Below are 26,889 nucleotides of genomic sequence, written 5' to 3' on the forward strand. Positions count from 1 at the left end.
TTCCGATGCCTAGTCTGAAGGACCTTAAAAACAGGATCGAGTCGGTCAAATCGACCCGCAAGATCACCAAGGCCATGCAGATGGTCGCGGCCGCAAAACTGCGTCGCGCCCAGGAATCTGCCGAAGCCTCGCGCCCCTATGCCGAACGGTTCAATGCCGTGATGGCGGGGCTGGCGGCTTCGGTCGGGGGCAGCGACAGCGCCCCCAAGCTGCTCCGTGGTACGGGCAGTGATGATGTCCATCTGCTGGTTGTGATGACAGCTGAACGCGGCCTGTGTGGCGGCTTCAACGCGAACATCGCCAAGCTTGCCCGCGCCAAAGCGGAAGAGCTGCGCGGCAAAGGCAAGACGGTCAAAGTTCTGACCGTCGGCAAAAAAGGCCGCGACGCGCTTAAGCGTGATTTGGGCGATCTGTTCGTCGGACATGTGGACCTGAGCGAGGTCAAGCGTCTGGGGTATTCCAACGCGCAGGACATCGCAAAGGACATCCTGTCTCGTTTCGACGGGGGTGAGTTCGACGTTGCCACGATCTTCTATTCGAAGTTCGTCAACGTTGTGACCCAGATCCCGACGGCACAGCAGGTCATCCCCGCCTCGTTCGAGGACGAAGCGGCAGGTGACGACAGCGGTGCCATCTTCGATTACGAGCCCAGCGAAGAGGCCATTTTGGCCGATCTGCTGCCCAAGGGGGTTGCGACCGCGATCTTCTCGGCTCTGCTCGAAAACGGAGCGTCTGAACAGGGTGCACGGATGTCCGCGATGGACAACGCGACACGTAACGCGGGTGAAATGATCGACAAGCTGACGATCCAGTTCAACCGCTCGCGTCAGGCCGTGATCACCAACGAGCTGATTGAAATTATTTCCGGCGCCGAAGCGCTGTAAGAAAACCGGAGACGAAACATGGCGAATGCAAAAGGCAAAGTCACACAGATCATCGGGGCCGTCGTTGACGTGCAGTTCGATGACGCGCTGCCTGAAATTCTGAACGCGCTGGAAACCACCAACAACGGCAAGCGTCTGGTGTTGGAAGTTGCTCAGCACCTGGGTGAAAACACCGTACGTACCATCGCGATGGACGCGACCGAAGGTCTGGTCCGTGGCGAGGAAGTAACCGACACAGGCGCGCCGATCTCGGTGCCGGTTGGTAACGCCACCCTGGGTCGTATCCTGAACGTAGTTGGCGAGCCGATCGACGAGAAGGGCCCGGTTGAAGCGTCTGAGGCCCGCGCGATCCACCAGCCTGCACCGACCTTCGACGAACAGTCGACTGAATCGGAAGTTCTGGTTACCGGCATCAAGGTTGTTGACCTGCTGGCCCCTTACGCCAAAGGCGGTAAGATCGGCCTGTTCGGCGGTGCCGGCGTTGGTAAAACCGTTCTGATCATGGAACTGATCAACAACATCGCAAAAGTGCACTCGGGCTTCTCGGTGTTCGCGGGTGTTGGTGAACGGACCCGTGAAGGGAACGACCTGTACCACGAGATGATCGAATCGAACGTTATCAAGCCGGACAACCTGTCGGAAAGCCAAGTGGCCCTGGTTTACGGTCAGATGAACGAACCTCCGGGTGCGCGTGCGCGTGTTGCTCTGACCGGTCTGACCCTGGCCGAGCAGTTCCGTGACCAGTCCGGTACCGACGTTCTGTTCTTCGTCGACAACATCTTCCGCTTTACGCAGGCGGGTTCCGAGGTTTCGGCTCTGCTGGGCCGTATTCCTTCGGCGGTGGGCTACCAGCCGACACTGGCCACCGACATGGGCGCCCTGCAGGAACGCATCACCTCGACCAAGTCGGGCTCGATCACCTCGGTGCAGGCGATCTACGTGCCTGCGGACGACCTTACCGACCCTGCGCCGGCAACCTCGTTTGCGCACCTGGACGCGACCACCGTTCTTAACCGTGCGATCTCGGAAAAGGGTATTTACCCTGCGGTTGACCCGCTCGACTCGACCTCGCGTCTGCTCGACCCAGCTATCGTTGGTGAAGAGCACTACAAGGTTGCGACCGACGTTCAGCAGATCCTCCAGCGCTACAAGTCGCTGCAGGACATCATCGCCATCCTCGGCATGGACGAACTGTCGGAAGAGGACAAACTGACCGTGGCCCGTGCCCGTAAGATCGAACGCTTCCTGTCGCAGCCGTTCGACGTGGCCGAAGTCTTCACCGGTTCGCCCGGCGTTCAGGTTCCTCTTGATGTGACCATCGCGTCGTTCAAAGCGGTTGTCGCTGGCGAATACGATCACCTGCCCGAAGCAGCCTTCCTGATGGTTGGCGGTATCGAAGAAGTGATCGCCAAAGCCGAGAAGATGGCAGCAGAAGCCGCCTAAGGAGTATCCCTGATGGCAAACACGATGCAATTCGACCTCGTCAGCCCCGAGCGGAGCCTTGCTTCGCTCGCGGCCACCGCGGTCCAGATTCCCGGCGCGGACGGGGACATGACGGCTATGCCCGACCATGCCCCCACCATCACCACGTTGCGCCCCGGTCTGCTGAAGGTTGAGGCACCTGAAGGGTCCAGCGAATACCTGGTCACCGGCGGGTTTGCCCAGATCAACGGCGACAGCCTTTCGGTTCTGGCCGAAAAGGCCATTCCGGTGGCCGAAGTAACCCGCGCGCATCTGGACGAGCTGATCGAAGACGCTCGCGCCTCGCACGAGGCAGCAAAGGGTGGCGATGATCAGACCATTGTCGACGATGCCGCCAAGCTGCTGGCCGACATGGAAGCGCTTGGGACACATATGAGCCTATAACCGGCTTGTCCGTGAAAAATTTGAACGGCCTCGCTTTGCGGGGCCGTTTTTTTGTCGTGCTTTTGCCGAATTGCCGGGATAACTTTCGGGAATTCAAGAATAATGATGACAGAATGAAAAAGTTCCTTACCCATCCCATTGGCATTGATCAGGGTGAAGATGTGCTGTTTTCGGAATTTGCCGAAGGCGGTGAGATGTGGACAGGGCAGGGTCCCAGGGAACGTCGCACACCTATTCAGTTCAAAGAACCGTTTCGGACCCCGCCAACTGTGCAGATTGGAATATCGCTATGGGATGTAGATACGTCTTCGGCGCTGCGGGCCGAGGTGCAGGCTGAAAACATCACCACCGAAGGGTTCGAAGCGGTGTTTCGCACATGGTCCGACACTCGTATCGCTCGCATCCGAGCAAGCTGGACCGCGATAGGAGAGGTCGCGCACCCGGATGACTGGAATATCTCCTGATCCGGGTTCAGACCATCGCGCTTTAAGGACGCGCAGGTGTCAGTTTCCCTGCGCTTCGATCATGTCCACCCGCGTGGCGTGGCGACCGCCTTCGAACTCGGCACTCAGAAACGCATCAACGATGTCCAGCGCCTGACCTTCGCCCACAACGCGCGCGCCGATTGACAGCATATTGGCGTTGTTGTGCTGGCGGATCATTCGGGCCGAAAAGGCGTCTGAACAAACGCCACAGCGAATGCCTGGCACTTTGTTTGCGGCCATCATGATGCCCTGACCGGTGCCGCAGAGGATGATGCCCAAACTGCAATCACCGGATGCAACAGCCTCGGCTGCGGCTTTGCCATGCTTGGGGTAGTGGGTGCTTTCAGGTGTTGTCGGGCCGATATCGACCACGTCCCAGCCTTGTTGCGCGATGTGTTTCGCCACAGCCTGGCGCAAATCGATCGCGGCGTGGTCACTGGACAGAACAATACGTTTGTTTGCGGACATCGGAGGTCACTTTCCTCTTTCGCGGATCCAAGCTCATGCCAACGAGGGGCAAGCAGAACGGATCAGTGTTTCAAAAAGCAAAAGGGCGGCTTGTTTGGCCGCCCCTGGGAACTCAATCCATCTGGTACATGGATTCGTAGATCGGCGTAAGTGTCTTGTCTTCGAATAGCGAAGACACGCTGGTGCCGTTCCAGATGTTCAGGATTGCCTGGGTGAAGATCGGCGCGGTTGGTACGATGCGAATGTTCTTGGCTTTGGCAACTTCTTTGGTCGGTTGAATCGTGTCCGTTAGAACCAGCGATTTCATCACTGAATTGGTGACGCGTTCAACCGCAGGGCCGCTCATGACACCATGCGTGATGTAGGAGTGAACCTCTTTCGCGCCGTTATCCAGTAGGACCTGTGCCGCCTTGCAGAGTGTGCCAGCGGTATCACACATGTCGTCCACAATCAGGCAGATCTTGTCCTTCACGTCGCCGATCACGGTCATCTCGGCCACTTCGCCTGCCTTTTCGCGGCGCTTGTCGACAATAGACAGCGGTGCACTGATCCGCTTGGCCAGTTCGCGTGCGCGGGCCACGCCGCCCACGTCTGGCGAAACAACCATGATCTCGTCCAAATTGTCCTTGAACTGATGTTTCACATCCAGCGCGAAGATTGGCGAGGCATAGAGGTTGTCCACCGGGATATCAAAGAACCCCTGAATTTGTGCTGCGTGCAGGTCCATTGTCAGGACGCGTTCGATCCCAGCACCTGTCAGCATGTTGGCAACAAGCTTGGCGCTGATTGGTGTCCGGGCCTTGGTGCGACGATCCTGACGGGCATAGCCGAAATAAGGGATCACGGCTGTGATCCTTTGTGCGGAAGAGCGGCGCAACGCATCGGCAATGATCAGCAGTTCCATCAGGTTATCATTTGCCGGGTTCGACGTCGGCTGGACGATGAACATGTCCTCGCCCCGGACGTTTTCGAACACTTCGACAAAGATCTCGCCGTCATTGAACCGCTCGACCCGCGCATCGACCAGACCCTGGTCAACGCCGCGATACAAGCTCATGCGGCGAGCGATGGATTCGGCAAGCGGAAGATTGGCGTTCCCAGCGATGAGCTTGGGTTCGTGGAGTGTCGGCATCGGCTGAGGTCCCCGGGCAGCTTTGGCAATGTGACAGATTCGTGATGTTGACACCGCTTAGCACGGGTCTAACGTCCCGCAAAGGCAACGCAGCGGAGAAAGTGAACATGACCCAGATTGACTACTATTTTGCGACAATTTCGCCCTACACCTATCTGGCCGGAAACCGACTGGAAGAGGTTGCGGCGAAACATGATGCGACCATCAACTACAAACCACTGGACATCATGGCCTTGTTTGCGCGCACCGGGGGCACAGCACCAAAAGACCGCCATATCTCGCGCATCGAATACCGCGCGCAGGACTTGCTGCGTCAAGCCAAACGTCTGGGCGTGGAGTTCAACCTGAAACCCGCGCATTGGCCCACCAATATGGCCCCGTCTTCTTATGCAGTGATCGCTGCGGCCAAAGATGGTTCGGGGGATGTCGGCAAGCTGTGCCAACTGATCCTGCGCGCTTGCTGGGCCGAAGAAAAGGACGTGTCACAAGATGATGTGATACGTGAGTGTCTGGCAAATTCCGGGTTTGATCCTGACCTCGCCAATAGCGGTTTGCTGGTTGGGGCAGAGACATATGCCACCAATCTGGAAGAGGCCGTGGACCAGGGGGCCTTTGGTGCCCCATTTTACATCACACCGGACGGTCAGCGGTTCTGGGGTCAGGACAGTCTGGATGATCTGGACAACCATCTAGCCGAGATGAAGGGATGACAGCTTCGGCTGCCTCGGCGCATTCCGTCTTCGTTCGGCGGTTGGGAGAGGGCGCGCGAAAAACGCTCGCCCTCCATTGCACGATTGCGCATTCCGGCGTGTGGTCGGGATTGGCCAAGGCGATGGACGGGAATGCCTCTCTGGTCGCGCCGGATATGTTGTCACACGGGCGTAGCCCGGATTGGGACGGGCAGGGGGACTTCTTTGATCACGTCACCAATAACGCTGCGGCTGAACTGGCGGGGCAGATGGACGTCGTTGGCCATTCCTTTGGGGCGATTATTGCACTGAGACTGGCCTTGGAACATCCCGAGCGCGTGCGCAGTCTGATTCTGATTGAACCCGTCTTTTTTGCCATAGCACACCGGGACGCGCCGGATTTGTTCGATCAGCATGAGAAAGATATTGAGCCGATAAACAGCGCCTTTAATGCGGGCGAAAACGCTCTGGCCGCGCGACTGTTCAACCGGATGTGGAGCACTGGCATCAGCCCGAAATGGCCTGACTTGCCCGAACGGACGCGCGCTAAAATGGTGCGTGGGATACATGCCGTGCCAGCTGTACACCCGGTGCTTTATGACGATCAAGCCGGGTTGCTCAAGGCCGAGATGCTGGAACGTGCCGTCATGCCGACCCTGATCCTAAGCGGATCAGAAACCCATCCTGTAATCCCCGCCATCTGCGCCGGTTTGGTTCACCGCTTGCCCTATGCGCGCCATGCGGTGGTTCAGGGCGCGGGGCACATGCTGCCCATTTCGCACCCTCAAGACACAGCGGCTCTGCTGAAGGTGTTCTGGAAGCCGATCCCTATAGCAAGTTGAGAAACTGATCGATCTGGGACGTTCCAATAGACCAGTCGCACACTAAGCGGCATGCCAGGCTTTCACCATCATCCGCGCCGTCCAGTTCATCCCCCCATAGGTGATAGACGGCACCGGCGTCATGCAGTTGCTTGTGCTTGGCACGCGAGAAAGAAGCAAAAACCATGTTGGCCTGCGGTTCATGCAGGAATGTCGCCCCCTTGGCGCGCAATCCGTCGGCCAAGTGCGCACAGTTGGCGTTGGCCTTCCGGGCCAGTTTCAGCCAAAGGTCATCTTCGAGATACGCGGCCATCTGTGCGGACAGATAGCGGTGTTTCGAGAACAGATGCGCCCCGCGTTTGCGGCGGAGTTCAAATTCCCACGCTTTGCTCTCGTCAAAAAACACCACCGCTTCGACGCCCATCAACCCGTTCTTGGTGCCGCCAAAGCTGACGGCATCCACGCCTGCTTTCCACGTCATTTCAGCTGGCGAGCAATTCAGCGAAACCAACGCATTGGTAAAGCGCGCACCGTCCAGATGCACAGGCAGGTTGTATTCCTTCGCGACACTGCACAGCGCCTGCAATTCTTCCAAGGAGTATACCGATCCGCGTTCGGTAACTTGAGTGATCGACACTGGCCCGCGTTGCGGTCCATGCACGCCTCGTGTTTCTTCACCCAGGATCGAACCGCGCAATGCTTCGGGCGTCATCTTGTCACCGCCAGGCACAAGGGTCAGCTTGGCGCCGCTGTAAAATTCAGGCGCGTTGCACTCATCCTCGTGGATATGGGCAACCGGAGAGCAAAATACCGTTTCCCATGGGTTGGACAGTGTCGCAAGAGCCAGAGAGTTCGCCGCTGTCCCGGTTGCCACAAGATACACGGCAGCCCCCGGAGCCTCGAAAATGCTGCGAATGCGGTCTCGCACCTCGTTCATCAGCGCGTCAGCACCATAAGCCATCTGATAGCCTTGGTTGGCCTCGGCCAGTTTGGCCATGACCTGAGGATGAACCGGCCCGGAATTGTCAGAGGCAAAATACATCAGCTTGGCTCCTCGATAATGTAGTCTTCCCACTCTTCCATGGGGGTTTCGAACTCAGACACCGTGCGCCCCTGAACCGAGACGCCCGCCGCATGAACGCTGTCAGGCGTACCTGATATCAGAGGATGCCAATCGTAAAGAGGCTTACCCTCCCAAAGCAGTCGATAGGCACAGGTTTGCGGCAACCAATAGGCGTGTTCATCTATGTTGTCGGGTGTCATGACAATGCATTCAGGCACAAACTGGTGCCGGATATCGTATTGCGTACAGCGGCAGCTTTCGTCGTCCAGCAGTCGGCAGGCGACACAGGTCAGTGCAACCTCGCCAGTGTCTTCGTCTTCCAGCTTGTTCAGGCAGCACTTGCCGCAGCCGTCACACAATGCTTCCCATTCGCGCTGGTTCATCTTCCGCAGAGGTTTGCGTTCCCAAAAACGGGCGGGCAGGCCGGTGCGTTCGATCGGATCCCTGCTCATAAGGCGGCCAGAATGCCACGGGCTTTTTCGCAATCTGCATCCATCTGGGCAATCAGCCCGTCCAATCCGTCGAATGTAAGTTCAGGACGCAGGAAATCGATCAGGCCGACAGACAGGGTGGCGCCATAAAGATCGCCGGAAAAGTCGAAAAGAAAGGTTTCGATATTGGGCACTTCACCTTGAAACATTGGTCGAACTCCAATCGAGGCCGCACCGTGGTAACTGCCCTGATGCGGGCCATCCAGTACGTCGACCAGAACGGCGTAGACACCAAATTTCGGCAGGTGAAGACCTTCGATGGACATGTTAGCAGTGGGAAACCCCAGCTCGCGCCCACGCTGTTCACCGCCGACAACTTCGCCTTCGATCCTGTGCCAATGACCCAGCATTGCGGCTGCATCACGCGGGCGGCCTTCGCTTAACGCGGTCCGAATTGCAGTTGACGAGACCACATTCTCGGACCGCTCCATCAGTGGGGCGATCGTCACCCCAAACCCCATCTCTTTCCCAAATCGGACCAGATCATCAGCTGAACCGCTGCGGCCTTTGCCAAAGCAGAAATCAGCCCCCACCACCACATGCGACAGGCCCAGCCCGTCACAAATCACTGTACGCGCGAACTCTTCCGGTGAAAGCCCGGCCAGCGCTGCATTGAAGGGCAGCTCGTAGAGCTTTTCTACACCCAGTTTTTCCAGCCGGTGCGCTCGTGCATTACCGCGCATCAGGCGGAACGGAGGCGAATCCGGCGCAAAGTATTCGCGCGGATGCGGTTCAAAGGTCATGACACCCAGCGGCGCGTCAGGAGCTGCTTGGCGGGCCATTTCGATGACCGACCGATGCCCCACATGTACGCCGTCAAAGTTGCCGATCGCTACGCTGGCGCCGCGATCTTCTGGCTCGACAAACTGGAAATCCCGGATGATGTGCATAAGCGATTGCGTAGCGTCGCGTCGCGATGAGTTCAAGCGGCAGTTTGAATTCTGCAAATGCCTCGGTCTGAATTCCCCCGAACCCAACAAAACGCCCAACAACAACGCCAAAGCATCCACCACATGTCATTATGCACAAAGCCAACTGCTTGATTCAAAAAAATACCTGCGTGTAGACTGAACATCCGGATCTCAGGATGCGCTGCGACCCGGTTCAGGCCCGGCCAGGTTCAATAGAACCCAGCACAGGAGGCAGACCATGTATCGATTGCGACTGCTCGCGATTCGCCATGCCCGCACATTCGAGTGGATTTATAAGTGCGTCGAACGCGGCATGGTCGCGATGGATCCGCTTTTTGCAAAGATCGGCTACAACCGCGTCGAACGCCCCATAGCGCTGGTCGAAAAGGGCGTCAAAACCCTGTTGTTCGACTGCAAGATGTGCGGTCAATGCGTGTTGTCATCGACCGGCATGTCCTGCCCGATGAACTGCCCAAAGCAGTTGCGAAATGGTCCGTGTGGTGGCGTGCGTCCAGGCGAGTTCTGCGAAGTGAAGCCTGACATGAAATGCGTGTGGGCCTTGGCCTGGGACGGTGCCAGCCGCATGCGACACGGGGGCGAAAAGATAAAGGAAGTTCTGCCGCCAGTGGAACACACTTTGAAGGGATCGTCATCGTGGTTGCGGGTCAGCCGCGAGATTGCAGCGCAAGAACGTGAGGCCCGCGATGCCGCGCGTGTAACCCTTGCCGAAGCCTTCCCGGAGGCACGCGAAAACGAACCTTCCTCAGCGCCGCTGGCCACCGAACCGCCCAACGCAATGAACCGGGAACTGAAGAAATGAACGACCCACATCGCAGCGATGTAGAGCCGATCGGCTATGTTCCCGTTCCCGAAGGGTACGTGTCGCACAGCCGGTTAGAGAGGGTTTTGCGTTCGGGCCGTTTTGCCGTAACGGCTGAATTGAACCCGCCAGACAGCGCCGACCCTGAGGATGTGTTTCAAGCGGCTCAGCCTTTGGGTGAGGTCGCGGATGCAATCAACGCAACCGATGCTTCGGGCGCGAATTGCCATATGTCTTCGATTGGGATTTGCGCGTTGTTGACACGCGCTGGCTATTCGCCAGTGTATCAGATTTCTTGCCGAGACCGGAACCGCATTGCCATTCAGGGTGATGTTCTGGGGGCCGCGGCGCTGGGTGTGAGCAATGTCCTATGCTTAACGGGTGACGGCGTTGGCGTTGGGGATCAGCCGGGGGCGAAACCGGTGTTCGACTTTGATTCCCTGACATTGCTGCGAACGATTCGAACGATGCGCGATCAGGGAAAATTCCTCTCGGGCCGAAAAATTACGCGTCCACCCCAGTTGTTCCTGGGGGCTGCAGAAAACCCCTGCATACCGCCCTATGAGTGGCGTCCGGATCGTCTGGCTAAAAAGGTCGAAGCTGGTGCTGAGTACATTCAGACCAATTATATCTACGACATCCCGTTGTTTGAGAAGTTCATGGCACGGGTGCGGGATGCCGGTTTGGACAAGAGAGTTTTTATTATTGCTGGTGTTGGCCCCATTGCCTCGGCTCGTGCTGCACGTTGGATGCGCAGTAATGTGCCCGGGATTCATATCCCTGATCAGGTTATTGATCGAATGGAGAAGGCCGAAAAGCCGGCCGAAGAAGGCAAGAAGATCTGTATCGAATTGATCCAGCAAATTCGTGACATCGCCGGGGTCTCTGGGGTCCATGTGATGGCTTACAGGCGTGAGCACGTAGTGTCAGAGATCATTCTGGAATCTGGTGCCTTGAAAGGGCGCAGGCGTGCGCGTTCGTCCTGAGGGTGCACTCAGAATGCATGAATTGGGACGTAAAAAAGCAAAAAGGCACCCGTCGGGTGCCTTTCCTGACATAGGTTGGTTTGCCGATCAGTCGAACTTGCGCGATGGAGCCAAAACCATGGCCTCTCCGATCAGCACTTTCTTGCCGTCGACCGAGCAATGGCAATCCAGTTTGACCCGGCGCTTGGAAAAATCGATGTCGATCACCTTCACTTCGGCATAAACCATGTCGCCGGGGCGCACGGGTGCCAGAAATTTGAGCGACTGCCCCATGTAGACAGTGCCGTGACCGGGAAGCTGTTCGCCAATCACTGCCGAGATCAGACCCGCCGTCAGCATCCCGTGTGCGATACGGCCTTCAAAGATGGTATCGCGGGCATAATCGTCGTCCAGATGCACAGGATTTCGGTCAGTCGAAACCTGCGCGAACATCTCGATGTCTTCATCCGTCACCACTTTGCGCAGGTGGCGGGACATACCCATTTCGATGTCTTCGATACAGATCGTTCCGCGTGGAAGATTATCCAACATGTTGCCCTCACTCGAGATCGGCCGTGAAAGAAAAAACCATCTTTAGGCCAAGGTTGGCAACTTTATTACTTCGCAGCTGCAGAAAATCAAGTCTTTTCTTACTACCGCAAGCGACCAATTGTGTAGGTCGGATTTATTTTTTCCCTTTTGATATAATCGTTTAAGGATTCGTGATGCGGGTGGTGCGACGTTTTTGTTTCGGCTGCGGCCAGACCGCCTGAGATAAACAGAGAATCAATGCCCTCTCCCATGCCGCCCAGAATATCCGTATGGGGTCCGTCGCCGATCACCAGAATGTCGCCGTCAGGGACATCATGACCCAGTTCTTGCAGCCTGCGACGGGCCAGATCATAGATCGGTGGATGCGGTTTGCCGAAATACAGACTCTCGCCACCCATTTCGGTATACAGCTTCGCCAAAGCACCGGCACACCACTCGCGCACTTCCCCTCTGTCCACAACAATGTCAGGGTTTGCACAGAGCAGTTTCATACCCATCTGCTTGGCGTAAAGAAAATCGGGCCGGTTCACATCAGGATCAGCCATCGGATCGAATGGCCCACAGCAAACAATGCCTTCGGCCTCCTTCAGCGACACGCGTTCGATGTGGATCGGGTGATCCAGCAGCTTTAGAGGTTCGAAAAAGCCTGCATCGCGCTGCCATTCACCCATGAAATACACCTTTTGCCCAACGGCTCCCCGGAACATCGACGACCGCGCGGAATCCCCGCTGGTCGCAATGGTGTCATAGGCGTCTGAGGGCACGTTGAACTGACCCAATTGCTCTGCCACGCCTGCTCGGGGTTTCGGAGAGTTCGTGACCAGCACAACAACCCCGCCATTTGCGCGATAAGTCTGCAATGCCGCAACAGCTTCGGGATAAGCGGTGATACCGTTGTGAACACAGCCCCAAAGGTCGACAAACAGCGCCTTATAGCGGTCAGAGATCTCGGCAAGCGAGGAAACGATCTGGGTCATGGGGGCCTCTATGAATTTGTTCGCGGTTGCGACAGCTATGGCAAAGCTTGGGGTCGAACACCATCCCGCTTTCCATTTTGTGCTGAGGAATTGGAGAATCCTCTATTCGTCTTCGGTCACGTCGGTCACGTCCGGGGCTTGCTTTACGTTATCTGTTCCCAAAATGACCTGAGCTCCAATGCGGGTCTGATACCGGATGATGGCCAGATAGCCGGGGCCAAGTTCTTCCTGCAATACGTCAACAAGGGATGTTTCACGGAGCCTTTCCGGCAGCAACGCGGCAATAGAAGAGACTTTGAACTGTGCCTCGACAGGAAGATCGACGATCAGCCAAACCTCAGTCTGTTTGCGCTGGGCGTTGACATCAATTCGTATGATTTCCACTGAAATCGGATCGGCCCACTCCCGAATGGCTTCGGCCACCTGTGCCTCGGTCCGTGTCTCCAGATAGCGATTATAGGTGGATTTCCCGAGCTGCAGCACGACGACGACCAAAAAGGCGAGCGCGACGAATACGCTGGCTGTAAAGTTCAGTTTGCGCTTGCCCTTGCTGAAAACCACAGACCGCGCGGCATAAACCAGATAGACCGCACAGGCGGACAGAATGATCGCGCCTAGGTTTGTTGCGAATAGAAGTCCCGCTTCATACGCTTCGGCTGGTTCGCCAAAATACAACAAAATACCTGCTGCCGAGAGCGGCGGAACGAGCGAAACACCAATCGCTGCGCCGGGCAGAAGGCTCAGTTCGGACTTGTTGATCTGCACATAGGCGCCGGCGACACCGGCAGCCAGTGCGACGATCAGATCCTCGGTGCCGGGATCCGTGCGCGCAAGGACCTGATCGGGGATCAGTATCCCTCGTGGGACGTCCGCGACATAGACCATGAACCAGGCCATCAGCACGCAGGCACAAGCCGCCAAGCACACCGTAAGAGCAAGAGCAACGGCACGCTTTAGCCAACCCATGACCATCGCGGCAGCCACCCCCAGGATTGGAGTCATTAGTGGCGCGACAAGCATGGCTGCAATCACGACGGCCCCGGAGTTGCGCAGCAGTCCCATGGTGGCAATCACAACTGACAGGGTCAGCAACATTGCAAAGCGTCGCCAATAAGCGGCTTTGTCCGTACCTTCAAATCGAAGGATGCCTTTGGTCGTACTGAGGCTGCGAATAACGATGGTGTTTGCCTGATCTGGTTTGAGTTTCGTACCCAAGGCCAGACTAACAACCGATTCCGGTCCCGCAAATGGCGAATGTAAAAGAAAAAGGCGCCCGAACGGACGCCTTTCGTCTGGGTTGCGCGCAGATCAGACCTTGAGGTTTGGAATGATCTGCTTTTTCCGGCTCATGATGCCCGGCAGGACAACGGCATCCCCGTCGACGGCTGCGCCAAAGCTTTTCTCGGCAACGGATTTGACCAGATCGTTGGGCACCAGCAGCGTGGCTTCTTCATTCAGGATATCAACCACGAACAACAGAACCTGATCGACGCCGTCTTCTGCGGCCACGTCCACCATCGACGTCGCCAGGCTGGCCTTGCGGTCCAGAACGACGCCGGGGGCAGTGGTTTCCAGAACCGAGACGCGGAACTTGGTGCCGTCCACTTCGTATTCCTTGCTGTCCATGCGGATCAGCTCTGCGTCTGAGAAGGACGAGACGTCAGACTTTGCGGCGAACATGTCCGCTGCATAGGCCGATATATCCAGTTCCAGCTCAGCGGCCAGCTTTTCCGCCACCGCGCGGTCATGCGCTGTGGTAGTGGGCGAGCGGAATTCCAGCGTGTCCGACAGGATGCAGGTCAGGGCGGCACCTTTGATGGCGTCGGGCATTTTGGCAGCATCGTCACCCATCAGGTCGACCATGATGGTTGCAGTGCAGGCCAGCGGGCGTACGGTGATGTCAATCGGACCTTTGGTTTCCAGACCGCCGACCAGTTTGTGGTGGTCGATGATCGCGCGGATATCTGCGTCGTTGATGCTGGCAGGCAGTTCCGCCGGGTTGTTGGTGTCGACGATGACCACCGGGGTGTCTGCAGTTACATCTTCGATGATGCGTGGTTTGGGCAGGTCCCAGTTCTCCAGCATAAAGGCTGCCTCAGTGTTGGGCTCACCCAGCAGCACCGGCTCGGTCTGTTCACCCTTAATCTCGTTCAGGTACCACGACCACAGGATCGGCGAGCCTGTGGAGTCAGTATCAGGGGATTTGTGGCCAAATACGAGTGTTGTCATGTCAGCGTCCTGCGGAATGAAAATTTGCGGGCCTTATAGGTCGGGCAAACCCGGTTGTCACGCCGCAGTACACTGTCTGCGACGCTTAGTCTGCAATATGCCTACCTGCTCAGAATTCCGCCCGCTTCAGAGTGTACCCAGACTGCTCTAACTGGTTCAGCAGGCCGTGGTCATCGCTGAAGTGACCAGCCCCAACCGCAATGACAGCTGTCTGATCCTGGATTTCGAGAATTTGTGCCATCCAATTGGCATTTCGTTCGATCAAGAGCTGCTGTTCGAAGTCTGCCCACTCGGCCTCGAACTCTGCGGCAGACAGGCCCGACAGCTCTTGCCCCAGAATACGGCCAAGGACAAAAACCTCGGCGTGTTTTTCATCAAAGTATGAGCTGGCCATGGTGGCGATCTGGTCTTCGGTGTTTTGAAAGGTTCCGGCCATCCGCGCGAGCGATTGCGCCTGTTCTTCGATCGGGTAAGCGTCGAACATGGCCATAAGGTCTTCGACACTTTCCAATGAATATTGCGGGATACCGTGGTCCGTAGCCAACTTCGCCAGACGTGCGTCCAGCCCATTGGTTCCGTCAGGGTTCTGAACAATGCAGGTCGGCAGAGCCAAAGTCATACTCAGAAACCAGGGGCGCATCTTGGCGCCCATCCAACTGGGAATCCCGCGTTCGGCCATCGCCGCAGTAAGAGTGTTCCAGTCTTTTTCTGGGATCAGATCGACAAGTGTGGGGCCCGAAGTTATCAGGACCGGGCTTGGGTCAGCGGCCAGTTTCTTTTCCCAAGCTTCCATCTCATCCTGTCGGATTTCAAAATAAAACGCGTCGGCCTGAATTAGCTTGGGCGTCAGGCGCTCGACGATCGCATCCATCTGCGGGTAATTCAGGTGCATTGTGCCCACGAGGTGCAGAACGGCGTCATCTTTGGTCGCAACCCAATGATTGCCTTCTGGATACAGAATACCTGCCAGTTCGTCTTGCGCCTTGGCTTGAACCTCAGGCGACAAGTCCCCTCTCAGGTCGCGCCCTTCGCAGCCTGCCTGCGCCACGGCAGGTAACAAAAGGCCAACGATGAAAAAAAGCAGGCGCATAGGTGGAATTCCTTTGAAATCAGTGTTTCGGAAACAGTGTACCGGTGGGCGGGATGTTTCAAGTTCCATCGCATCGGCTGAGGTATGGGCTGGCATTCCACGGCAGTTTGCGTAGCATAAACCCATGACCCGCGAACAGGACCTCTATCCTCCGATCAAAGCGCTGTTGGAGCGTCAGGGATATACCGTCAAGGGCGAGGTCGGGGCGGCTGATGTCGTTGCGGTGCGCGAGGGTGAAGATCCCGTTATTGTCGAACTTAAACTACGGTTCACTCTGTCGCTGTTCCACCAGGCTATTACACGGCTGAAACTGACCGATCAGGTCTATATCGCGGTCAGCAAGCCCACGGGTCGAAGCGCGCGACGGGCGCTTAAAGATAATCTGGCGCTGTGCCGTCGCTTGGGCCTGGGTCTTATCACAGTACGGGCTGATGAAACGGTCGAAGTGCAATGCGATCCCGGCCCCTATGCGCCGCGAAAGAACAAATCCAAAGCCACACGGCTGCTGCGGGAATTCGACCGGCTGGAAGGGGACCCGAACGCGGGCGGGGCCACGCGGCATGGGATTGTGACTGCCTATCGGCAGGATGCCCTGAAATGTGCGGCCTATTTGGCCGAATATGGACCTACAAAGGGGGCAGAGGTTGCCAAATCGGTTGGTGTGTCGGTGGCCACGCGGCTCATGCGCGAAAACCACTACGGGTGGTTCGAGAAGGTTGAAAAAGGTGTCTACGGGCTTACGGCTCAGGGGTCTGAAGGATTGAAGCACTGGGCCTACAGCTGGGAACAGACAAACTGATCCGAGCTGCGAAAAAATCCCTCACAACTTGTTGACTCGGGGTTTTAGACTCCCTAGCTATGCGTCGTTATCACTCACACACTCCGAGTGCTAACGCCTCGCCTGAGGGCGAGGGGAGGATAGATAAACTTTGAGCCCAAGGAGCTACAAAGATGGCATTGAAACCGCTTCATGACCGTGTGCTGGTTCGCCGTACCGAAAGCGAAGAGAAAACCGCAGGCGGCCTGATCATTCCTGACAGCGCAAAAGAAAAGCCCAGCGAAGGCGAAGTTGTCGCAACCGGCGAAGGCGCGCGCAAGGACAGCGGCGAACTGATCGCGATGGCGGTCAAAGCTGGCGACAAGATCCTGTTCGGCAAATGGTCGGGCACCGAGGTTCAGGTCGACGGCGAAGAACTGCTGATGATGAAAGAAAGCGACATCATGGGGATCATCGAGTAAGCGACAAGCTTCCTCTGATCTTCATTACAAACTTATTTCTCAAGGAGAAACGACATGGCTGCAAAGGACGTCAAATTCGACACCGATGCCCGTAACCGCATGCTGGCAGGCGTAAACATCCTGGCCGATGCTGTTAAAGTGACCCTCGGCCCCAAAGGCCGCAACGTGGTTCTGGACAAATCCTTCGGCGCGCCGCGCATCACCAAAGACGGTGTTTCGGTTGCCAAGGAAATCGAACTGGAAGACAAGTTCGAAAACATGGGTGCGCAGATGGTGAAAGAAGTCGCCAGCCGCACCAACGACGAAGCCGGTGACGGCACCACCACCGCAACCGTTCTGGCGCAGGCAATCGTTCGCGAAGGTCTGAAGCAGGTTGCAGCGGGCCTGAACCCGATGGACCTGAAGCGCGGCATCGACCTGGCAACTGCCAAGGTTGTTGAAGGCATCAAGTCGGCTTCGCGTGAAGTCAAAGACTCAGCCGAAGTTGCTCAGGTTGGCACCATCTCGGCCAACGGCGAAGCCGAGATTGGCCAGCAGATCGCAGATGCGATGCAGAAGGTTGGCAACGAAGGCGTTATCACCGTCGAAGAAAACAAAGGTCTGGAAACCGAGACCGATGTTGTCGAAGGTATGCAGTTCGACCGTGGCTACCTGTCGCCTTACTTCGTCACCAACGCAGACAAGATGATTGCAGAACTCGATGACTGCATGATCCTGCTGCACGAAAAGAAACTGTCTTCGCTGCAGCCGATGGTTCCGCTGCTCGAGCAGGTGATCCAATCGCAGAAGCCGCTGCTGATCATCGCGGAAGACGTTGAAGGCGAAGCGCTGGCAACTCTGGTTGTCAACAAACTGCGCGGCGGCCTGAAAATTGCTGCTGTCAAAGCACCGGGCTTCGGCGATCGCCGCAAGGCCATGCTGCAGGACATCGCGATCCTGACCGGCGGTCAGGTCATCAGCGAAGATCTGGGCATGAAGCTCGAGTCCGTTACCATGGACATGCTGGGCACCGCGAAGAAGATCGAAATCACCAAAGACGAAACTACCATCGTCGACGGTGCTGGCGAGAAAGCCGAGATCGAAGCCCGCGTTGGCCAGATCCGTACTCAGATCGAAGAAACTTCGTCGGATTACGACCGTGAGAAGCTGCAAGAGCGCGTTGCCAAACTGGCAGGCGGTGTTGCTGTTATCCGCGTCGGCGGCATGACCGAGGTTGAAGTGAAAGAGCGTAAGGACCGTGTGGACGACGCTCTGAACGCGACCCGTGCTGCTGTGCAGGAAGGCGTTGTTGTAGGCGGTGGTGTTGCTCTGGTTCAGGCCGGTAAAGCACTGGAATCGCTGGAAGGCGGAAACGCTGATCAGAGCGCGGGCATCAACATCGTTCGCAAAGCGATCGAAGCTCCGCTGCGCCAGATCGCCGAGAACGCAGGTGTTGACGGTGCGGTTGTTGCAGGCAAAGTCCGTGAATCTTCGGATGCAGCATTCGGCTTCAACGCGCAGACCGAAGAATATGGCGACATGTTCTCGTTCGGTGTCATCGACCCGGCCAAAGTTGTTCGTACCGCTCTGGAAGATGCGGCATCGGTTGCTGGCCTGCTGGTCACCACCGAAGCTATGGTTGCTGACAAGCCTCAGAAAGACGCACCTGCTGCAGGCGGCATGCCCGACATGGGCGGCATGGGCGGCATGATGTAAGCTGCTTAAGCCATAGCGCTTGTTTTTGGGGTCGCCTTCGGGCGGCCCCGTTTTTTTGCCGACAGCCGCTTTGCGGCTATGCCTCTGGCCGGAGTATTTGCAAAAACATGAAGATCGGGCCGCATGTCCAAGGATTGTGAGTGTCCATATAGCTTGCAACCGGATATGCGGGTTCCATGCGACTTATTTTTCTGACTGCCCTGACCATGTGCGCCTTTGCAGCGAATTCCATTCTGAACAGGATGGCAATCGACAGTGGTGCCAGTGATCCAGCCGGGTTTGCGATTGTGCGGGTGCTTGCGGGGGCGCTGGTCTTGACTGCGCTGGTGTTGGCGCGCGGCGGAGATGTGCCTTTGCGCAACCGCCGGCGGCTCATTGGTGCGGGGTCGCTCTCGGTGTATATGATAGGGTTTTCCATTGCCTATCTGACACTTGATGCAGGGCTGGGGGCTTTGGTGCTGTTTGCAGTTGTGCAGATCACAATGTTTGCGTTTACCGCTGCCTCGGGAACGCTTCCCACCCGTCAGCAACTGGCAGGGGCGGCCATCGCTTTAGGGGGGCTGGCCTGTGTGCTTTGGCCTTCGGGAACCGTGCGGGTTGATCCGGTGGGCACTGCTTTGATGGTCGCGGCCGGTATCGGCTGGGCCGCTTACTCCTTGGCCGGGCGATCCGAGCCTGACGCCCTGCAGGGCACGGCTGCGAATTTCGTCATCGCCTTGCCTGTCACCACTTTGGCCCTGCTGGTCACGGGGGCAGAATGGCAGATGACTGGATTGGGCTATCTGCTGGCGGCTGTCTCGGGGGGCATCACGTCTGGTTTGGGATATGCCCTATGGTATCGCGTGCTACCAAACCTTGCGCCAACAGTTGCGGCGGTTGTTCAACTCAGCGTGCCTGTCATTGCGATCCTGGGAGGTGTTGTGCTTTTGGGCGAAAGTGCAAACGCCCGACTGATCGTTGGTGCCTCGCTGGTTCTGGGCGGTATCGCGCTGGCTGTGCTGCGACGTCAACAGAGCTAGGGCTTTCATCAGCGGCTCATAGGCTTTATCTGGCGGACATGAGACTTCTGACCGCTTTACTTTTATGCCTTTTCCCGTTTTCCGTCAGCGCGAAATGCGTGGTCCTACTGCACGGACTTGCCCGGACCGAAGCCTCGTTTGCGGTGATGGAGGAGTTGTTCGAGGCACACGGCTACACCGTTGTGCGCCCCGGATACCCCTCGACCGAGATTGGCATTCCGGAATTGGCTGAACAGACTCTGCCGGGTGCTTTTGCCTCGTGCGGGGAGGACAAGGTCAATGTCGTGGCGCACTCCATGGGCGGCATCCTGCTGCGGTATTGGCTAAAGGATCATCATCCCGCCAACATGGGTCGCGCCGTCATGCTCGGCCCGCCGAACCAGGGCAGTCAGCTGGTCGACGAGCTCAGCGCGTGGGAGGTATTCGGATATCTGAACGGTCCAGCCGGTCTGCAGTTGAGTACAGGCCCTGAAGGTATTCCGCGCCGTCTGCCTCCGGTAGATTTCGAGCTGGGGGTCATTGCGGGGGATGAGTCCCTCAACCTGGTTTTTTCCTCGCTGATCGACGGGCCCGATGATGGCAAGGTTTCGGTTGAAAGCACCAAGGTGGAGGGTATGGCCGATCATCTGGTCCTGCCCGTCACCCATACCTTCATGATGAACAACCCTCAGGTCATGGCGCAGGCGCTACATTTTATCGAATTCGGCCGGTTCGATCCGCAGATCACTTGGCTCGATGGTGTGATGGACATAATTGACGAGATCTGCATTGGGCAGGACTGCCAAGACCCGGATTCGGAGTCCACACGATGACCGCATTGGAGCTGACTTTAACCGGCGCAGATGTTCTGTTGCCGGGCCGGGGCGTGTCTCGCGCTGACCTGACCATTGCTGACGGTGTGGTGCAGGTGGAACCGGCCGGACGCAGTGTTGATCTGTCCGGCTATCTTGTCTTGCCTGGCATCATCGACCTGCATGGGGACGGTTTCGAACGCCATATCGCCCCGCGTCGCGGTGCGATGAAGCAGATGAATGAAGGTATTCTGTCGGTCGAAGCCGAGCTTGCGGCAAACGGCATCACCACCGCAGTGCTGGCTCAATTCTACAGCTGGGAAGGCGGTGTGCGAGGTCCGGACTTTGCCGCGCAGGTGTTTAAGGCCATTTCCGCCGTGAAAGACAGCACAGTCACCGATCTGATCCCGCAATTGCGGTTCGAAACCAATATGCTTGACGACTATGCGGGCCTTGCCGGTCGCATCGCCGAATGGCAGGTGCCTTATGTGGTGTTCAACGATCACCTGCCGCATGATCGATTGGCGCAGGGCAAGAAGCCGCCGCGACTAACGGGGCAGGCGTTGAAGGCTGGGCGCAATCCGGATGCACATTTTGAAATGTTGCTCAACATGCACGCCCGCAGGAACGAAGTGCCCGCTGCGGTCGAAGCACTGTGTGCTGACCTTATAGATATGGGGATACGTCTGGGCAGCCATGATGACGCAACCGCTGAAGCAAGGGCATGGTGGCGCGCCCGAGGCGTCGGCATTGCCGAGTTCCCGGAAACGCTGGAGGCTGCCGAGGCAGCGCGTTCTGCCGGGGATCACATCATCCTTGGTTCACCCAACGTGGTGCGGGGTGGATCGCATAAAGGAAACGCCAGTGCGGTTGAGTTGATCGCTATGGGGCTCTGCGATGCGTTGGCGTCGGACTACCACTACCCCAGCCCGCGCCGGGCGGCGCTGATGCTGGCCAATACCGGCCTGCTTGATTTCGAAGGCGCTTGGAACCGGATTTCTTGTGGGCCCGCAAAAGTGCTGAATCTGACAGACCGGGGCACACTTGCCCCCGGAAAACGCGCCGATTTGGTCATTCTCGATGCAGCCACCCACCGGGTCGCAGCGACCATGGCAGGTGGGCGTGTCAGCCATATGTCAGGGGACATTGCGGCACGCTTTTTGAACGGAACGAGGCCGTAAATAAAGTACTGCTTTATCGCTTGATCCTGTTGAAATGCCCCATCTTGCGTCCTGCTTTGACCTCGGCTTTGCCGTATAGATGAAGCGCGACATCCCGTTCACGGGCCAATTCGGGCACACGATCCATGTCGTTGCCGATCAGATTCTCCATCACCACATCCGAATGGCGCTGCCCGTCGCCCAAAGGCCAGCCTGCCACGGCGCGAATATGCTGCTCGAACTGATCAACAGCACAGCCGTTCTGCGTCCAGTGGCCCGAGTTGTGCACGCGCGGTGCAATCTCGTTCACTATCAAACCAGCGGGCGTGACGAACAGTTCTACCCCCATGACACCCACATACTCCAACGCATTCAGGATGTTGGCCGCCAGCAGGATTGCATCTGTGCGCTGAGCTGGAGACAGGCGGGCAGGGATCGTGGTGGTGTGCAGGATACCGTCGCGGTGTACGTTTTCGCCCGGATCGAAACAGGCCACCTGGCCGTCCAACCCTCGTGCTGCAATGATCGACACCTCGTGTGAGAAGTCTACGAACCCTTCCAGAATAGCAGGCGCGCCCGCCATGTCGGCCAAAGCAGCCTCGGCGTCCTCGGGGCTGCGCAACCGCGCCTGCCCCTTTCCGTCATAGCCAAAGCGGCGGGTTTTCAGGATGGCCGGTGTCCCGATTTGTTCAATTGCCGTACTCAGGCTGTCCAGATTGGAAACATCCGCAAACGGGGCCGTTTTCAGGCCCAGGTCTTGCAGGAAATTCTTCTCGGTCAAACGATCCTGGCTGACCCGCAGGGCTTCGCGCCCCGGACGGATCGGCCGGTGGGCTTCCAGAATGTCCAGCGCCTCGGTCGGGATGTTTTCGAACTCATAGGTGATCACATCCACCGCGTCGGCAAATGCTTTCAAGGCATCGATGTCGTCGTAGGCTGCCGTCGTGACACGATCCGCGACTTGCCCGGCGGGTGGGTTTGCGCCCGGTTCATAGATATGTGTGACAAAGCCCAGCCTTGACGCCGCCACTGACAGCATCCGGCCCAGTTGACCGCCCCCCAGAATTCCGATCACCGCGCCTTGGGCAAGCATTTCTGCCATCTTCAACTCTCCAAACGTTTGCCAATTGCACTCAACGCCGAATGCAGCGCGTCATGCGCGCCCTGATCCTTCAGGGTTTCTGTCATCTGCAAGCTCAATGTGCCTTCTGTCGCCAGAGCGTCACGCTCTTGCGCTAGCCGACCTGCGTTGCCTTTTTCCATCGTTGCCAGGAAGCCTGACATCAACTGGGTCGTATAGAACTCGGCCTTATCGGCTTCACCAGTTACATCGCCTAGCCACTTGGCACCAGTGGCCATCAGATCCAAAATGCCGGGAACCATGGCGCAAATTGCGAAATGTGCGTTCAGCGCGGATTCGTCCGCAACCTTGACCACAGGGTTCTCGGGCTCAAAAAGGTCGGCCAACAACCGATCGTTGCCAAAAGCAGCCATTGGGCAGCCTCCGGTTTCCAGAAAGCCCAGAGGAATGGTCTGCACGAAATCTGCCGCCGGTGCGCAAAGCCGAGCAAGTTGCTCGGCGGAAACCGCAGCCATGACTGAAACGATCTGCTGGTCCGCGCGAAAGGTTAGAGGGGTCAGAACCTCAGCCGCGATATGCGGGCGCAGGCACAGGAACACGATGTCCGAGGCGTCGAGCACTGCCTGGGGTTCAGCAATCGTCACGCCCAACTCGGCCTTCAAAGCGGCTGATACTTCGGTATTGCGCTCAGTCACGCAAATGTCGTGCCTTTTGGCAGCCATCAGCCGCGCGATTGGGGCGGCGATATGGCCCGTGCCGATAAGACCGATGCGGCTCATCCCTGCGGTTCCTCAGGGATTGAAGCCGACAACGCCTCGCGCCAGCTGTCCAGCCGTTCTGCCAAAGCCTCGTCTTGCAGAGCCAGAATGCCGGCTGCCATCAAACCGGCGTTGGCTCCTCCAGCGGACCCGATTGCCATGGTCGCAACGGGAAAACCCTTGGGCATTTGCACGATGGAATACAGCGAATCCACGCCTGACAGGGCACGTGTCTGTACGGGAACTCCGATCACAGGCACCCGCGTTTTCGATGCCATCATGCCGGGCAGGTGCGCAGCGCCGCCAGCGCCCGCGATGATCACGTGCAATCCACGCGACACGGCGGTCCTGCCGTACTCCCACAGCCGGTCTGGAGTGCGATGGGCTGATACGATGCGCGCTTCGTAAGCGACGCCGAGTTCATCCAGAATATTTGCGGCTTCCTTCATCGTGGGCCAATCCGACTGGCTGCCCATGATGATCCCCACTTTCACATCGCTCATCCGATTAGTCCCCGCGCTCAGAAAGAGCGCGCACTATAGCCAAATCCGGTTCTCTGGCAATGCGCTACAGGGCGTTCAGGCAATGATATCGGGGGTCAGGCGGTCTTCGATGATGCGGATGATGTCTTTCAGACGCAGTTTCTCTTTTTTCAGCCGTCGTAACGTCAACTGATCCGCAGTTCCCCGGTCATGCAGCGCTTCAATCGCTTCGTCCAGATCGCGGTGCTGACGGCGGAAAACTTCCAGCTCAACCCGCAGAACTTCATCAGTTTTCATGGAAAGGTCAGTGGGCGCGTTCATTGGCGACTCGGGGTTGTTGTGGTGCTTGCCCAACAAGATAGTGTGTCAGACGTTATCGCGCCAGACCTTGTGGACATCCTGGTTTCTTCCCATATTCTATTACAGGCGGTTGCCGGAAAGGGGCCGCACACCACGTCGCTTTGACAATAAAGGACGAAAATACGTGTCGAAACTTACTCTTGGCTCATACCCGCATCTTTTGGGGTTCGAGCAACTGGAACGCCTTCTGGAACGGTCTGCAAAGGCTGGCAACGAAGGATACCCGCCCTATAATATCGAACAAACCTCGGACTTTTCCTATCGCATCACTCTTGCGGTTGCTGGGTTCGCCGAAGAGGATCTGTCGATCACCATCGAGGATCGCCAACTGGTGATCCGGGGCCGTCAACGCGACGACAGCGAGGGGCGTATCTTCCTGCACCGCGGCATTGCGGCGCGCCAGTTTCAGCGCATGTTTGTGTTGGCTGACGGTGTCGAAGTGGGCGAAGCGATCATGGAAAACGGTCTGCTGCATGTGGATCTGACCCGCGCCGTGCCGGAAACCGTGGTTCAGACCATCAACATACGGAAGGGGTAAGAGCAATGAATACACCGATTGAAATCAACACCGAAGGCGACCGTATCGTTTATGTCAAAACGGTCGAGGTTGCCGATCTGCCGCGTGATTTGCGCGATCAGGCAGGGGATCTGGATCAGCTTTACGCTGTGCATGATTCCGATGGGCAGCAATTGGCGCTTGTGGCCGACCGCAAGCTGGCCTTTGTCTTGGCCCGTCAACACGACCTGTCCCCGGTGGCCGTTCACTGAACGGCCCCAACGCCTGATTTGGGCGTGACATTCCCAGCGACACGCGCGACACATAGGCACCGGCGAAATCCGCCGGAACGTGTTGTCAGGAATTTATCGCATGAGCTGGTTCGAATTCGATTGGGTCGACGCCTTCAGTGATCGCGCCTTTGGAGGCAACGGATGCGCCGTGGTCCATGGCGGCGCGCATCTTTCTGAACATGTTTGCATGGCATACGTGCGCGAAACCTCTCTGGTCGAGTGCACGTTTACCGGGCCATCTGACGTGGCCGATATCCGTGTGCGGTATTTTCTGGCCAGCCGGGAAATCCCCTTTGCGGGGCACCCCACCATCGCAACCGTCGCTGCCATGCGGTCTCGTGGGATGATCGAGGGCGATAGCCTGACATTGGAAACCGGTGCAGGGATCGTTTCCATCCGGCTGCAAGGTGCGCAGATTGAGATGACACAGGTCGCCCCGCAGTTCGGCCCGCATGTGCCTGCTGATCTGGTGGCCTCTGCCGTAAATCTGCCTGCCGATGCCATTATTTCTCCGCCGCAGCTGGTGTCGACCGGATTGCCTTTTTGCATCACCGTCCTGCGCGACCATAAGGCATTGCGCGCGGCTCAACTGGTTGAAGGTCCCTTGAGAAAAGTGGCTGAGGCCGCTGGGTTTTCAGGCTCGGACATGGCTGAACCCTTCTTGGTCACGCTCGATGGAGCCACCGATGCGGGGGATACATTCTCGCGCCTTTTGCTGGCCCCTCCAAGCCCACCCGAAGACCCGTTTACCGGGTCCGCAACCGGTGCCATGGCGGCTTACTTGTGGAAATACGGACTAATGGCCAAAGACAGTTTCGTCGCGGAGCAGGGGCACGACATGGGCCGCCCTGGCCAAGCCCGCGTTACTCGCGTCGGCCCGGCGGATGCGATGACCGGGATAAGGGTCGCTGGTCAGGGACATATCCTGATGCGCGGGCAGGTCGATCTGCCGGCAGATGCGCAATAAATGAACAAGCGTTAATCGACACCTGTCCGGAACCCCGTTTCCTTGCACAGCAAGCTACATCCATCCCAGCCGCAGGATCGGAGCGGCCTGTGCGTCAATTCCATGTCGATCACATAGCCTGTCCAGATATGACCCCGATGCAGGCAACCCGGCCATCCTGTTGGCTATCAGTTTTTTCTGATGTCCATAAATATGAACCGAATGAACGGCTTCCGTTTCGATGTCGTTTGGTGTGATGCGTGGATCGTGCAGTTTCCATAATTCCTCAGGGGCAAGAGGATACAGAGAGTCAGCCCCCATCGCGTTACGGTCTTCGCCGGTCTGGCGCAGGAAATGCGTAAAGGCTTTGGGCCCTGAACTGCCCCAGGGCAGAGTTTCGATGCCCCAGCTTTCACCCTTTGCAATCCTTTCCCGGCTGCGCCGTCTGACATGTCGTCCGCGCCAGGGTTGGGTAGGGTTCGCTGACATTACGAAATCCAGCATCAACGCAAGTGTCTGCGCGGTCTTCGGTAGGCGCAGAACTCCGGTAGGGAAGTCACAAGCTTTGGAATGCGCAAACACCCAATCGGACGGAAAGTCGAAGGCTTTTACACAATAGGCGTCAAGATCGACCCAGATGGCCTTGCTTTTTCGCATCAGGTGCAATCGAAAGATATCAGAGAACACGGCCACGCCCTGCCGGTCATCTGGGTGCAATGAATAGGACGGAGGCCAGAAAATTTCGCTGGCAGGGCGCGTTTGAGCACCTGCGGGGACGCCCTGCACCTCGTTTGGCAGATACAGAATAAACGCGTGCCCCCGATCCAGAAATGACTGTATGCACAGCTGCTCGAGCCAGCTCAGATCGGATCCGAACCAGAAACTGGAAATGATGGGCAAGCTGCGTGGCATGTCTGAAATTCACCCTGTTTCTGTGTGCACCGCACCAATCCGGCCAGCGCTTGTCAATCGGGCAAACAAAAACGGCCCCCGAAAACCGGAGGCCGAAAAATCTTTGTTTGTTGGCATCAGCTTGCGGCAATCAGGCCCATGCTTTCCAGTTTCAACAGAACCTGATGAGCGCAGTTGTCGACTTCGACATTTTCGGTTTCGACGCTCAGTTCAG

General features: G+C 57.5%; 32 protein-coding genes. 17 read left to right on the forward strand and 15 right to left on the reverse strand.

Annotated elements, in window-relative coordinates:
• Positions 1 to 5 precede the first annotated feature (5 nt).
• The 4 genes from GS630_RS17670 to GS630_RS17685 all read left to right on the forward strand — a co-directional run bounded on the left by GS630_RS17670 (position 6) and on the right by GS630_RS17685 (position 3,214).
• Positions 6 to 884 (forward strand): F0F1 ATP synthase subunit gamma, encoded by an 879-nt coding sequence (locus GS630_RS17670; protein WP_171181354.1) that lies wholly within the window; start codon positions 6 to 8, stop codon positions 882 to 884.
• 18 nt (positions 885 to 902) lie between these two features.
• Positions 903 to 2,327 (forward strand): F0F1 ATP synthase subunit beta, encoded by a 1,425-nt coding sequence (gene atpD, locus GS630_RS17675; protein WP_171181356.1) that lies wholly within the window; start codon positions 903 to 905, stop codon positions 2,325 to 2,327.
• Between the two features lie 12 nt (positions 2,328 to 2,339).
• Complete coding sequence (locus tag GS630_RS17680; protein ID WP_171181359.1) at positions 2,340 to 2,750, forward strand: F0F1 ATP synthase subunit epsilon; 411 nt, start codon at positions 2,340 to 2,342, stop codon at positions 2,748 to 2,750.
• 113 nt (positions 2,751 to 2,863) lie between these two features.
• Complete coding sequence (locus GS630_RS17685; protein ID WP_171619845.1) at positions 2,864 to 3,214, forward strand: H-type lectin domain-containing protein; 351 nt, start codon at positions 2,864 to 2,866, stop codon at positions 3,212 to 3,214.
• Positions 3,215 to 3,253: 39 nt separating this feature from the next.
• Here the strand turns inward: GS630_RS17685 and rpiB are convergent, their stop codons facing one another.
• Complete coding sequence (gene rpiB, locus GS630_RS17690) at positions 3,254 to 3,703, reverse strand: ribose 5-phosphate isomerase B (protein WP_171619843.1); 450 nt, start codon at positions 3,701 to 3,703, stop codon at positions 3,254 to 3,256.
• 112 nt (positions 3,704 to 3,815) lie between these two features.
• Entirely contained in the window at positions 3,816 to 4,835 is a 1,020-nt protein-coding gene (locus tag GS630_RS17695; protein ID WP_171091728.1) for a ribose-phosphate pyrophosphokinase, read from the reverse strand.
• 107 nt (positions 4,836 to 4,942) lie between these two features.
• Here GS630_RS17695 and GS630_RS17700 point away from each other — a divergent pair, with 107 nt between their 5' ends.
• Together GS630_RS17700 and GS630_RS17705 are read left to right on the forward strand one after the other, a co-directional pair.
• Positions 4,943 to 5,545: a 2-hydroxychromene-2-carboxylate isomerase gene (locus GS630_RS17700; protein WP_171181367.1), complete on the forward strand. Its 603-nt coding sequence runs from the start codon at positions 4,943 to 4,945 to the stop codon at positions 5,543 to 5,545.
• Positions 5,542 to 6,366 carry an alpha/beta fold hydrolase gene (locus tag GS630_RS17705; RefSeq protein ID WP_171619841.1) on the forward strand — a complete coding sequence of 275 codons (825 nt, stop codon included), beginning with the start codon at positions 5,542 to 5,544 and terminating at the stop codon, positions 6,364 to 6,366. The genes GS630_RS17700 and GS630_RS17705 overlap by 4 nt, the downstream gene beginning before the upstream one ends.
• Here the strand turns inward: GS630_RS17705 and GS630_RS17710 are convergent.
• Genes GS630_RS17710 through GS630_RS17720 form a run of 3 tightly spaced genes read right to left on the reverse strand, consistent with a single transcriptional unit; the run spans position 6,353 to position 8,789 of the window.
• The gene (locus GS630_RS17710; RefSeq protein WP_171181371.1) at positions 6,353 to 7,387 is read right to left on the reverse strand and encodes a low specificity L-threonine aldolase; all 1,035 of its coding nucleotides are present in this window, start codon (positions 7,385 to 7,387) and stop codon (positions 6,353 to 6,355) included. The genes GS630_RS17705 and GS630_RS17710 overlap by 14 nt on opposite strands.
• Positions 7,387 to 7,860 (reverse strand): YcgN family cysteine cluster protein, encoded by a 474-nt coding sequence (locus GS630_RS17715; protein WP_171619840.1) that lies wholly within the window; start codon positions 7,858 to 7,860, stop codon positions 7,387 to 7,389. The genes GS630_RS17710 and GS630_RS17715 overlap by 1 nt, the downstream gene beginning before the upstream one ends.
• Positions 7,857 to 8,789 (reverse strand): bifunctional riboflavin kinase/FAD synthetase, encoded by a 933-nt coding sequence (locus GS630_RS17720; RefSeq protein WP_171186426.1) that lies wholly within the window; start codon positions 8,787 to 8,789, stop codon positions 7,857 to 7,859. Before GS630_RS17720 ends, GS630_RS17715 begins: the two co-directional genes overlap by 4 nt.
• A 259-nt stretch (positions 8,790 to 9,048) precedes the next feature.
• On the opposite strand from GS630_RS17720, the gene GS630_RS17725 reads away from it, so the two are divergent.
• Complete coding sequence (locus GS630_RS17725) at positions 9,049 to 9,630, forward strand: methylenetetrahydrofolate reductase C-terminal domain-containing protein (protein WP_171181375.1); 582 nt, start codon at positions 9,049 to 9,051, stop codon at positions 9,628 to 9,630.
• On the forward strand, positions 9,627 to 10,616 hold the full coding sequence (locus tag GS630_RS17730) for a methylenetetrahydrofolate reductase (protein ID WP_171181377.1): 990 nt from the start codon (positions 9,627 to 9,629) through the stop codon (positions 10,614 to 10,616). The genes GS630_RS17725 and GS630_RS17730 overlap by 4 nt, the downstream gene beginning before the upstream one ends.
• 87 nt (positions 10,617 to 10,703) lie before the next feature.
• Here the strand turns inward: GS630_RS17730 and GS630_RS17735 are convergent, their stop codons facing one another.
• From GS630_RS17735 to GS630_RS17755, 5 genes are all read right to left on the reverse strand, one after another.
• Positions 10,704 to 11,147, reverse strand: coding sequence for a MaoC family dehydratase (locus GS630_RS17735; RefSeq protein ID WP_171181379.1), 444 nt, complete (start codon positions 11,145 to 11,147; stop codon positions 10,704 to 10,706).
• A gap of 101 nt (positions 11,148 to 11,248) precedes the next feature.
• On the reverse strand, positions 11,249 to 12,124 hold the full coding sequence (locus tag GS630_RS17740) for a TIGR01459 family HAD-type hydrolase (protein WP_171619838.1): 876 nt from the start codon (positions 12,122 to 12,124) through the stop codon (positions 11,249 to 11,251).
• A 102-nt stretch (positions 12,125 to 12,226) separates the two neighbouring features.
• Entirely contained in the window at positions 12,227 to 13,339 is a 1,113-nt protein-coding gene (locus GS630_RS17745) for a DUF389 domain-containing protein (RefSeq protein WP_171712147.1), read from the reverse strand.
• 93 nt (positions 13,340 to 13,432) lie between these two features.
• Positions 13,433 to 14,353, reverse strand: coding sequence for a manganese-dependent inorganic pyrophosphatase (locus tag GS630_RS17750; RefSeq protein WP_171619834.1), 921 nt, complete (start codon positions 14,351 to 14,353; stop codon positions 13,433 to 13,435).
• A 109-nt stretch (positions 14,354 to 14,462) separates the two neighbouring features.
• The gene (locus GS630_RS17755; RefSeq protein WP_171619832.1) at positions 14,463 to 15,443 is read right to left on the reverse strand and encodes a TraB/GumN family protein; all 981 of its coding nucleotides are present in this window, start codon (positions 15,441 to 15,443) and stop codon (positions 14,463 to 14,465) included.
• A gap of 124 nt (positions 15,444 to 15,567) precedes the next feature.
• On the opposite strand from GS630_RS17755, the gene GS630_RS17760 reads away from it, so the two are divergent.
• From GS630_RS17760 to GS630_RS17785, 6 genes are all read left to right on the forward strand, one after another.
• Positions 15,568 to 16,242, forward strand: coding sequence for a DUF2161 domain-containing phosphodiesterase (locus GS630_RS17760; RefSeq protein ID WP_171181389.1), 675 nt, complete (start codon positions 15,568 to 15,570; stop codon positions 16,240 to 16,242).
• Positions 16,243 to 16,394: 152 nt separating this feature from the next.
• Positions 16,395 to 16,682: a co-chaperone GroES gene (groES, locus tag GS630_RS17765; RefSeq protein WP_170352338.1), complete on the forward strand. Its 288-nt coding sequence runs from the start codon at positions 16,395 to 16,397 to the stop codon at positions 16,680 to 16,682.
• Positions 16,683 to 16,736: 54 nt separating this feature from the next.
• Complete coding sequence (gene groL / locus GS630_RS17770; RefSeq protein WP_171181392.1) at positions 16,737 to 18,377, forward strand: chaperonin GroEL; 1,641 nt, start codon at positions 16,737 to 16,739, stop codon at positions 18,375 to 18,377.
• Positions 18,378 to 18,553: 176 nt separating this feature from the next.
• Positions 18,554 to 19,396 carry a DMT family transporter gene (locus tag GS630_RS17775; protein ID WP_171238346.1) on the forward strand — a complete coding sequence of 281 codons (843 nt, stop codon included), beginning with the start codon at positions 18,554 to 18,556 and terminating at the stop codon, positions 19,394 to 19,396.
• A gap of 38 nt (positions 19,397 to 19,434) precedes the next feature.
• The gene (locus GS630_RS17780) at positions 19,435 to 20,208 is read left to right on the forward strand and encodes an alpha/beta fold hydrolase (RefSeq protein ID WP_171238345.1); all 774 of its coding nucleotides are present in this window, start codon (positions 19,435 to 19,437) and stop codon (positions 20,206 to 20,208) included.
• Complete coding sequence (locus tag GS630_RS17785; protein WP_171619830.1) at positions 20,205 to 21,368, forward strand: alpha-D-ribose 1-methylphosphonate 5-triphosphate diphosphatase; 1,164 nt, start codon at positions 20,205 to 20,207, stop codon at positions 21,366 to 21,368. The genes GS630_RS17780 and GS630_RS17785 overlap by 4 nt, the downstream gene beginning before the upstream one ends.
• Before the next feature lie 13 nt (positions 21,369 to 21,381).
• Here GS630_RS17785 and GS630_RS17790 read toward each other — a convergent pair whose 3' ends face one another.
• The 4 genes from GS630_RS17790 to GS630_RS17805 form a co-directional block, all read right to left on the reverse strand.
• Positions 21,382 to 22,449: a 5-(carboxyamino)imidazole ribonucleotide synthase gene (locus tag GS630_RS17790; protein WP_171238343.1), complete on the reverse strand. Its 1,068-nt coding sequence runs from the start codon at positions 22,447 to 22,449 to the stop codon at positions 21,382 to 21,384.
• Positions 22,450 to 22,451: 2 nt separating this feature from the next.
• Positions 22,452 to 23,207 (reverse strand): NAD(P)-binding domain-containing protein, encoded by a 756-nt coding sequence (locus GS630_RS17795; RefSeq protein WP_171619828.1) that lies wholly within the window; start codon positions 23,205 to 23,207, stop codon positions 22,452 to 22,454.
• Entirely contained in the window at positions 23,204 to 23,689 is a 486-nt protein-coding gene (purE, locus tag GS630_RS17800; protein ID WP_171181405.1) for a 5-(carboxyamino)imidazole ribonucleotide mutase, read from the reverse strand. The genes GS630_RS17795 and purE overlap by 4 nt, the downstream gene beginning before the upstream one ends.
• A gap of 75 nt (positions 23,690 to 23,764) precedes the next feature.
• Positions 23,765 to 23,989 (reverse strand): YdcH family protein, encoded by a 225-nt coding sequence (locus GS630_RS17805; RefSeq protein WP_050604880.1) that lies wholly within the window; start codon positions 23,987 to 23,989, stop codon positions 23,765 to 23,767.
• A 163-nt stretch (positions 23,990 to 24,152) separates the two neighbouring features.
• Between GS630_RS17805 and GS630_RS17810 the strand changes: the two genes are divergently transcribed.
• From GS630_RS17810 to GS630_RS17820, 3 genes are all read left to right on the forward strand, one after another.
• Positions 24,153 to 24,566, forward strand: coding sequence for an Hsp20 family protein (locus GS630_RS17810; RefSeq protein WP_058275530.1), 414 nt, complete (start codon positions 24,153 to 24,155; stop codon positions 24,564 to 24,566).
• Positions 24,567 to 24,571: 5 nt separating this feature from the next.
• Positions 24,572 to 24,796 (forward strand): DUF1150 family protein, encoded by a 225-nt coding sequence (locus GS630_RS17815; protein WP_050604806.1) that lies wholly within the window; start codon positions 24,572 to 24,574, stop codon positions 24,794 to 24,796.
• A 100-nt stretch (positions 24,797 to 24,896) separates the two neighbouring features.
• The gene (locus GS630_RS17820) at positions 24,897 to 25,784 is read left to right on the forward strand and encodes a PhzF family phenazine biosynthesis protein (protein WP_171181407.1); all 888 of its coding nucleotides are present in this window, start codon (positions 24,897 to 24,899) and stop codon (positions 25,782 to 25,784) included.
• A gap of 54 nt (positions 25,785 to 25,838) precedes the next feature.
• On the opposite strand, the gene GS630_RS17825 is transcribed toward GS630_RS17820, so the two are convergent.
• Positions 25,839 to 26,675 (reverse strand): hypothetical protein, encoded by an 837-nt coding sequence (locus GS630_RS17825; RefSeq protein ID WP_171619826.1) that lies wholly within the window; start codon positions 26,673 to 26,675, stop codon positions 25,839 to 25,841.
• Positions 26,676 to 26,889: the final 214 nt, after the last annotated feature.

Source organism: Ruegeria sp. HKCCD7303, assembly GCF_013111185.1.
Classification (GTDB): Bacteria; Pseudomonadota; Alphaproteobacteria; order Rhodobacterales; family Rhodobacteraceae; genus Ruegeria.

Coding starts and splice junctions, on each gene's coding strand:
- GS630_RS17670 (WP_171181354.1), top strand. CDS start 6: ATGCCTAGTCTGAAGGACCTTAAAAACAGGATCGAGTCGGTCAAATCG.
- atpD (WP_171181356.1), top strand. CDS start 903: ATGGCGAATGCAAAAGGCAAAGTCACACAGATCATCGGGGCCGTCGTT.
- GS630_RS17680 (WP_171181359.1), top strand. CDS start 2,340: ATGGCAAACACGATGCAATTCGACCTCGTCAGCCCCGAGCGGAGCCTT.
- GS630_RS17685 (WP_171619845.1), top strand. CDS start 2,864: ATGAAAAAGTTCCTTACCCATCCCATTGGCATTGATCAGGGTGAAGAT.
- rpiB (WP_171619843.1), bottom strand. CDS start 3,703: ATGTCCGCAAACAAACGTATTGTTCTGTCCAGTGACCACGCCGCGATC.
- GS630_RS17695 (WP_171091728.1), bottom strand. CDS start 4,835: ATGCCGACACTCCACGAACCCAAGCTCATCGCTGGGAACGCCAATCTT.
- GS630_RS17700 (WP_171181367.1), top strand. CDS start 4,943: ATGACCCAGATTGACTACTATTTTGCGACAATTTCGCCCTACACCTAT.
- GS630_RS17705 (WP_171619841.1), top strand. CDS start 5,542: ATGACAGCTTCGGCTGCCTCGGCGCATTCCGTCTTCGTTCGGCGGTTG.
- GS630_RS17710 (WP_171181371.1), bottom strand. CDS start 7,387: ATGTATTTTGCCTCTGACAATTCCGGGCCGGTTCATCCTCAGGTCATG.
- GS630_RS17715 (WP_171619840.1), bottom strand. CDS start 7,860: ATGAGCAGGGATCCGATCGAACGCACCGGCCTGCCCGCCCGTTTTTGG.
- GS630_RS17720 (WP_171186426.1), bottom strand. CDS start 8,789: ATGCACATCATCCGGGATTTCCAGTTTGTCGAGCCAGAAGATCGCGGC.
- GS630_RS17725 (WP_171181375.1), top strand. CDS start 9,049: ATGTATCGATTGCGACTGCTCGCGATTCGCCATGCCCGCACATTCGAG.
- GS630_RS17730 (WP_171181377.1), top strand. CDS start 9,627: ATGAACGACCCACATCGCAGCGATGTAGAGCCGATCGGCTATGTTCCC.
- GS630_RS17735 (WP_171181379.1), bottom strand. CDS start 11,147: ATGTTGGATAATCTTCCACGCGGAACGATCTGTATCGAAGACATCGAA.
- GS630_RS17740 (WP_171619838.1), bottom strand. CDS start 12,124: ATGACCCAGATCGTTTCCTCGCTTGCCGAGATCTCTGACCGCTATAAG.
- GS630_RS17750 (WP_171619834.1), bottom strand. CDS start 14,353: ATGACAACACTCGTATTTGGCCACAAATCCCCTGATACTGACTCCACA.
- GS630_RS17755 (WP_171619832.1), bottom strand. CDS start 15,443: ATGCGCCTGCTTTTTTTCATCGTTGGCCTTTTGTTACCTGCCGTGGCG.
- GS630_RS17760 (WP_171181389.1), top strand. CDS start 15,568: ATGACCCGCGAACAGGACCTCTATCCTCCGATCAAAGCGCTGTTGGAG.
- groES (WP_170352338.1), top strand. CDS start 16,395: ATGGCATTGAAACCGCTTCATGACCGTGTGCTGGTTCGCCGTACCGAA.
- groL (WP_171181392.1), top strand. CDS start 16,737: ATGGCTGCAAAGGACGTCAAATTCGACACCGATGCCCGTAACCGCATG.
- GS630_RS17775 (WP_171238346.1), top strand. CDS start 18,554: ATGCGACTTATTTTTCTGACTGCCCTGACCATGTGCGCCTTTGCAGCG.
- GS630_RS17780 (WP_171238345.1), top strand. CDS start 19,435: ATGAGACTTCTGACCGCTTTACTTTTATGCCTTTTCCCGTTTTCCGTC.
- GS630_RS17785 (WP_171619830.1), top strand. CDS start 20,205: ATGACCGCATTGGAGCTGACTTTAACCGGCGCAGATGTTCTGTTGCCG.
- GS630_RS17790 (WP_171238343.1), bottom strand. CDS start 22,449: ATGGCAGAAATGCTTGCCCAAGGCGCGGTGATCGGAATTCTGGGGGGC.
- GS630_RS17795 (WP_171619828.1), bottom strand. CDS start 23,207: ATGAGCCGCATCGGTCTTATCGGCACGGGCCATATCGCCGCCCCAATC.
- purE (WP_171181405.1), bottom strand. CDS start 23,689: ATGAGCGATGTGAAAGTGGGGATCATCATGGGCAGCCAGTCGGATTGG.
- GS630_RS17805 (WP_050604880.1), bottom strand. CDS start 23,989: ATGAACGCGCCCACTGACCTTTCCATGAAAACTGATGAAGTTCTGCGG.
- GS630_RS17815 (WP_050604806.1), top strand. CDS start 24,572: ATGAATACACCGATTGAAATCAACACCGAAGGCGACCGTATCGTTTAT.
- GS630_RS17820 (WP_171181407.1), top strand. CDS start 24,897: ATGAGCTGGTTCGAATTCGATTGGGTCGACGCCTTCAGTGATCGCGCC.
- GS630_RS17825 (WP_171619826.1), bottom strand. CDS start 26,675: ATGCCACGCAGCTTGCCCATCATTTCCAGTTTCTGGTTCGGATCCGAT.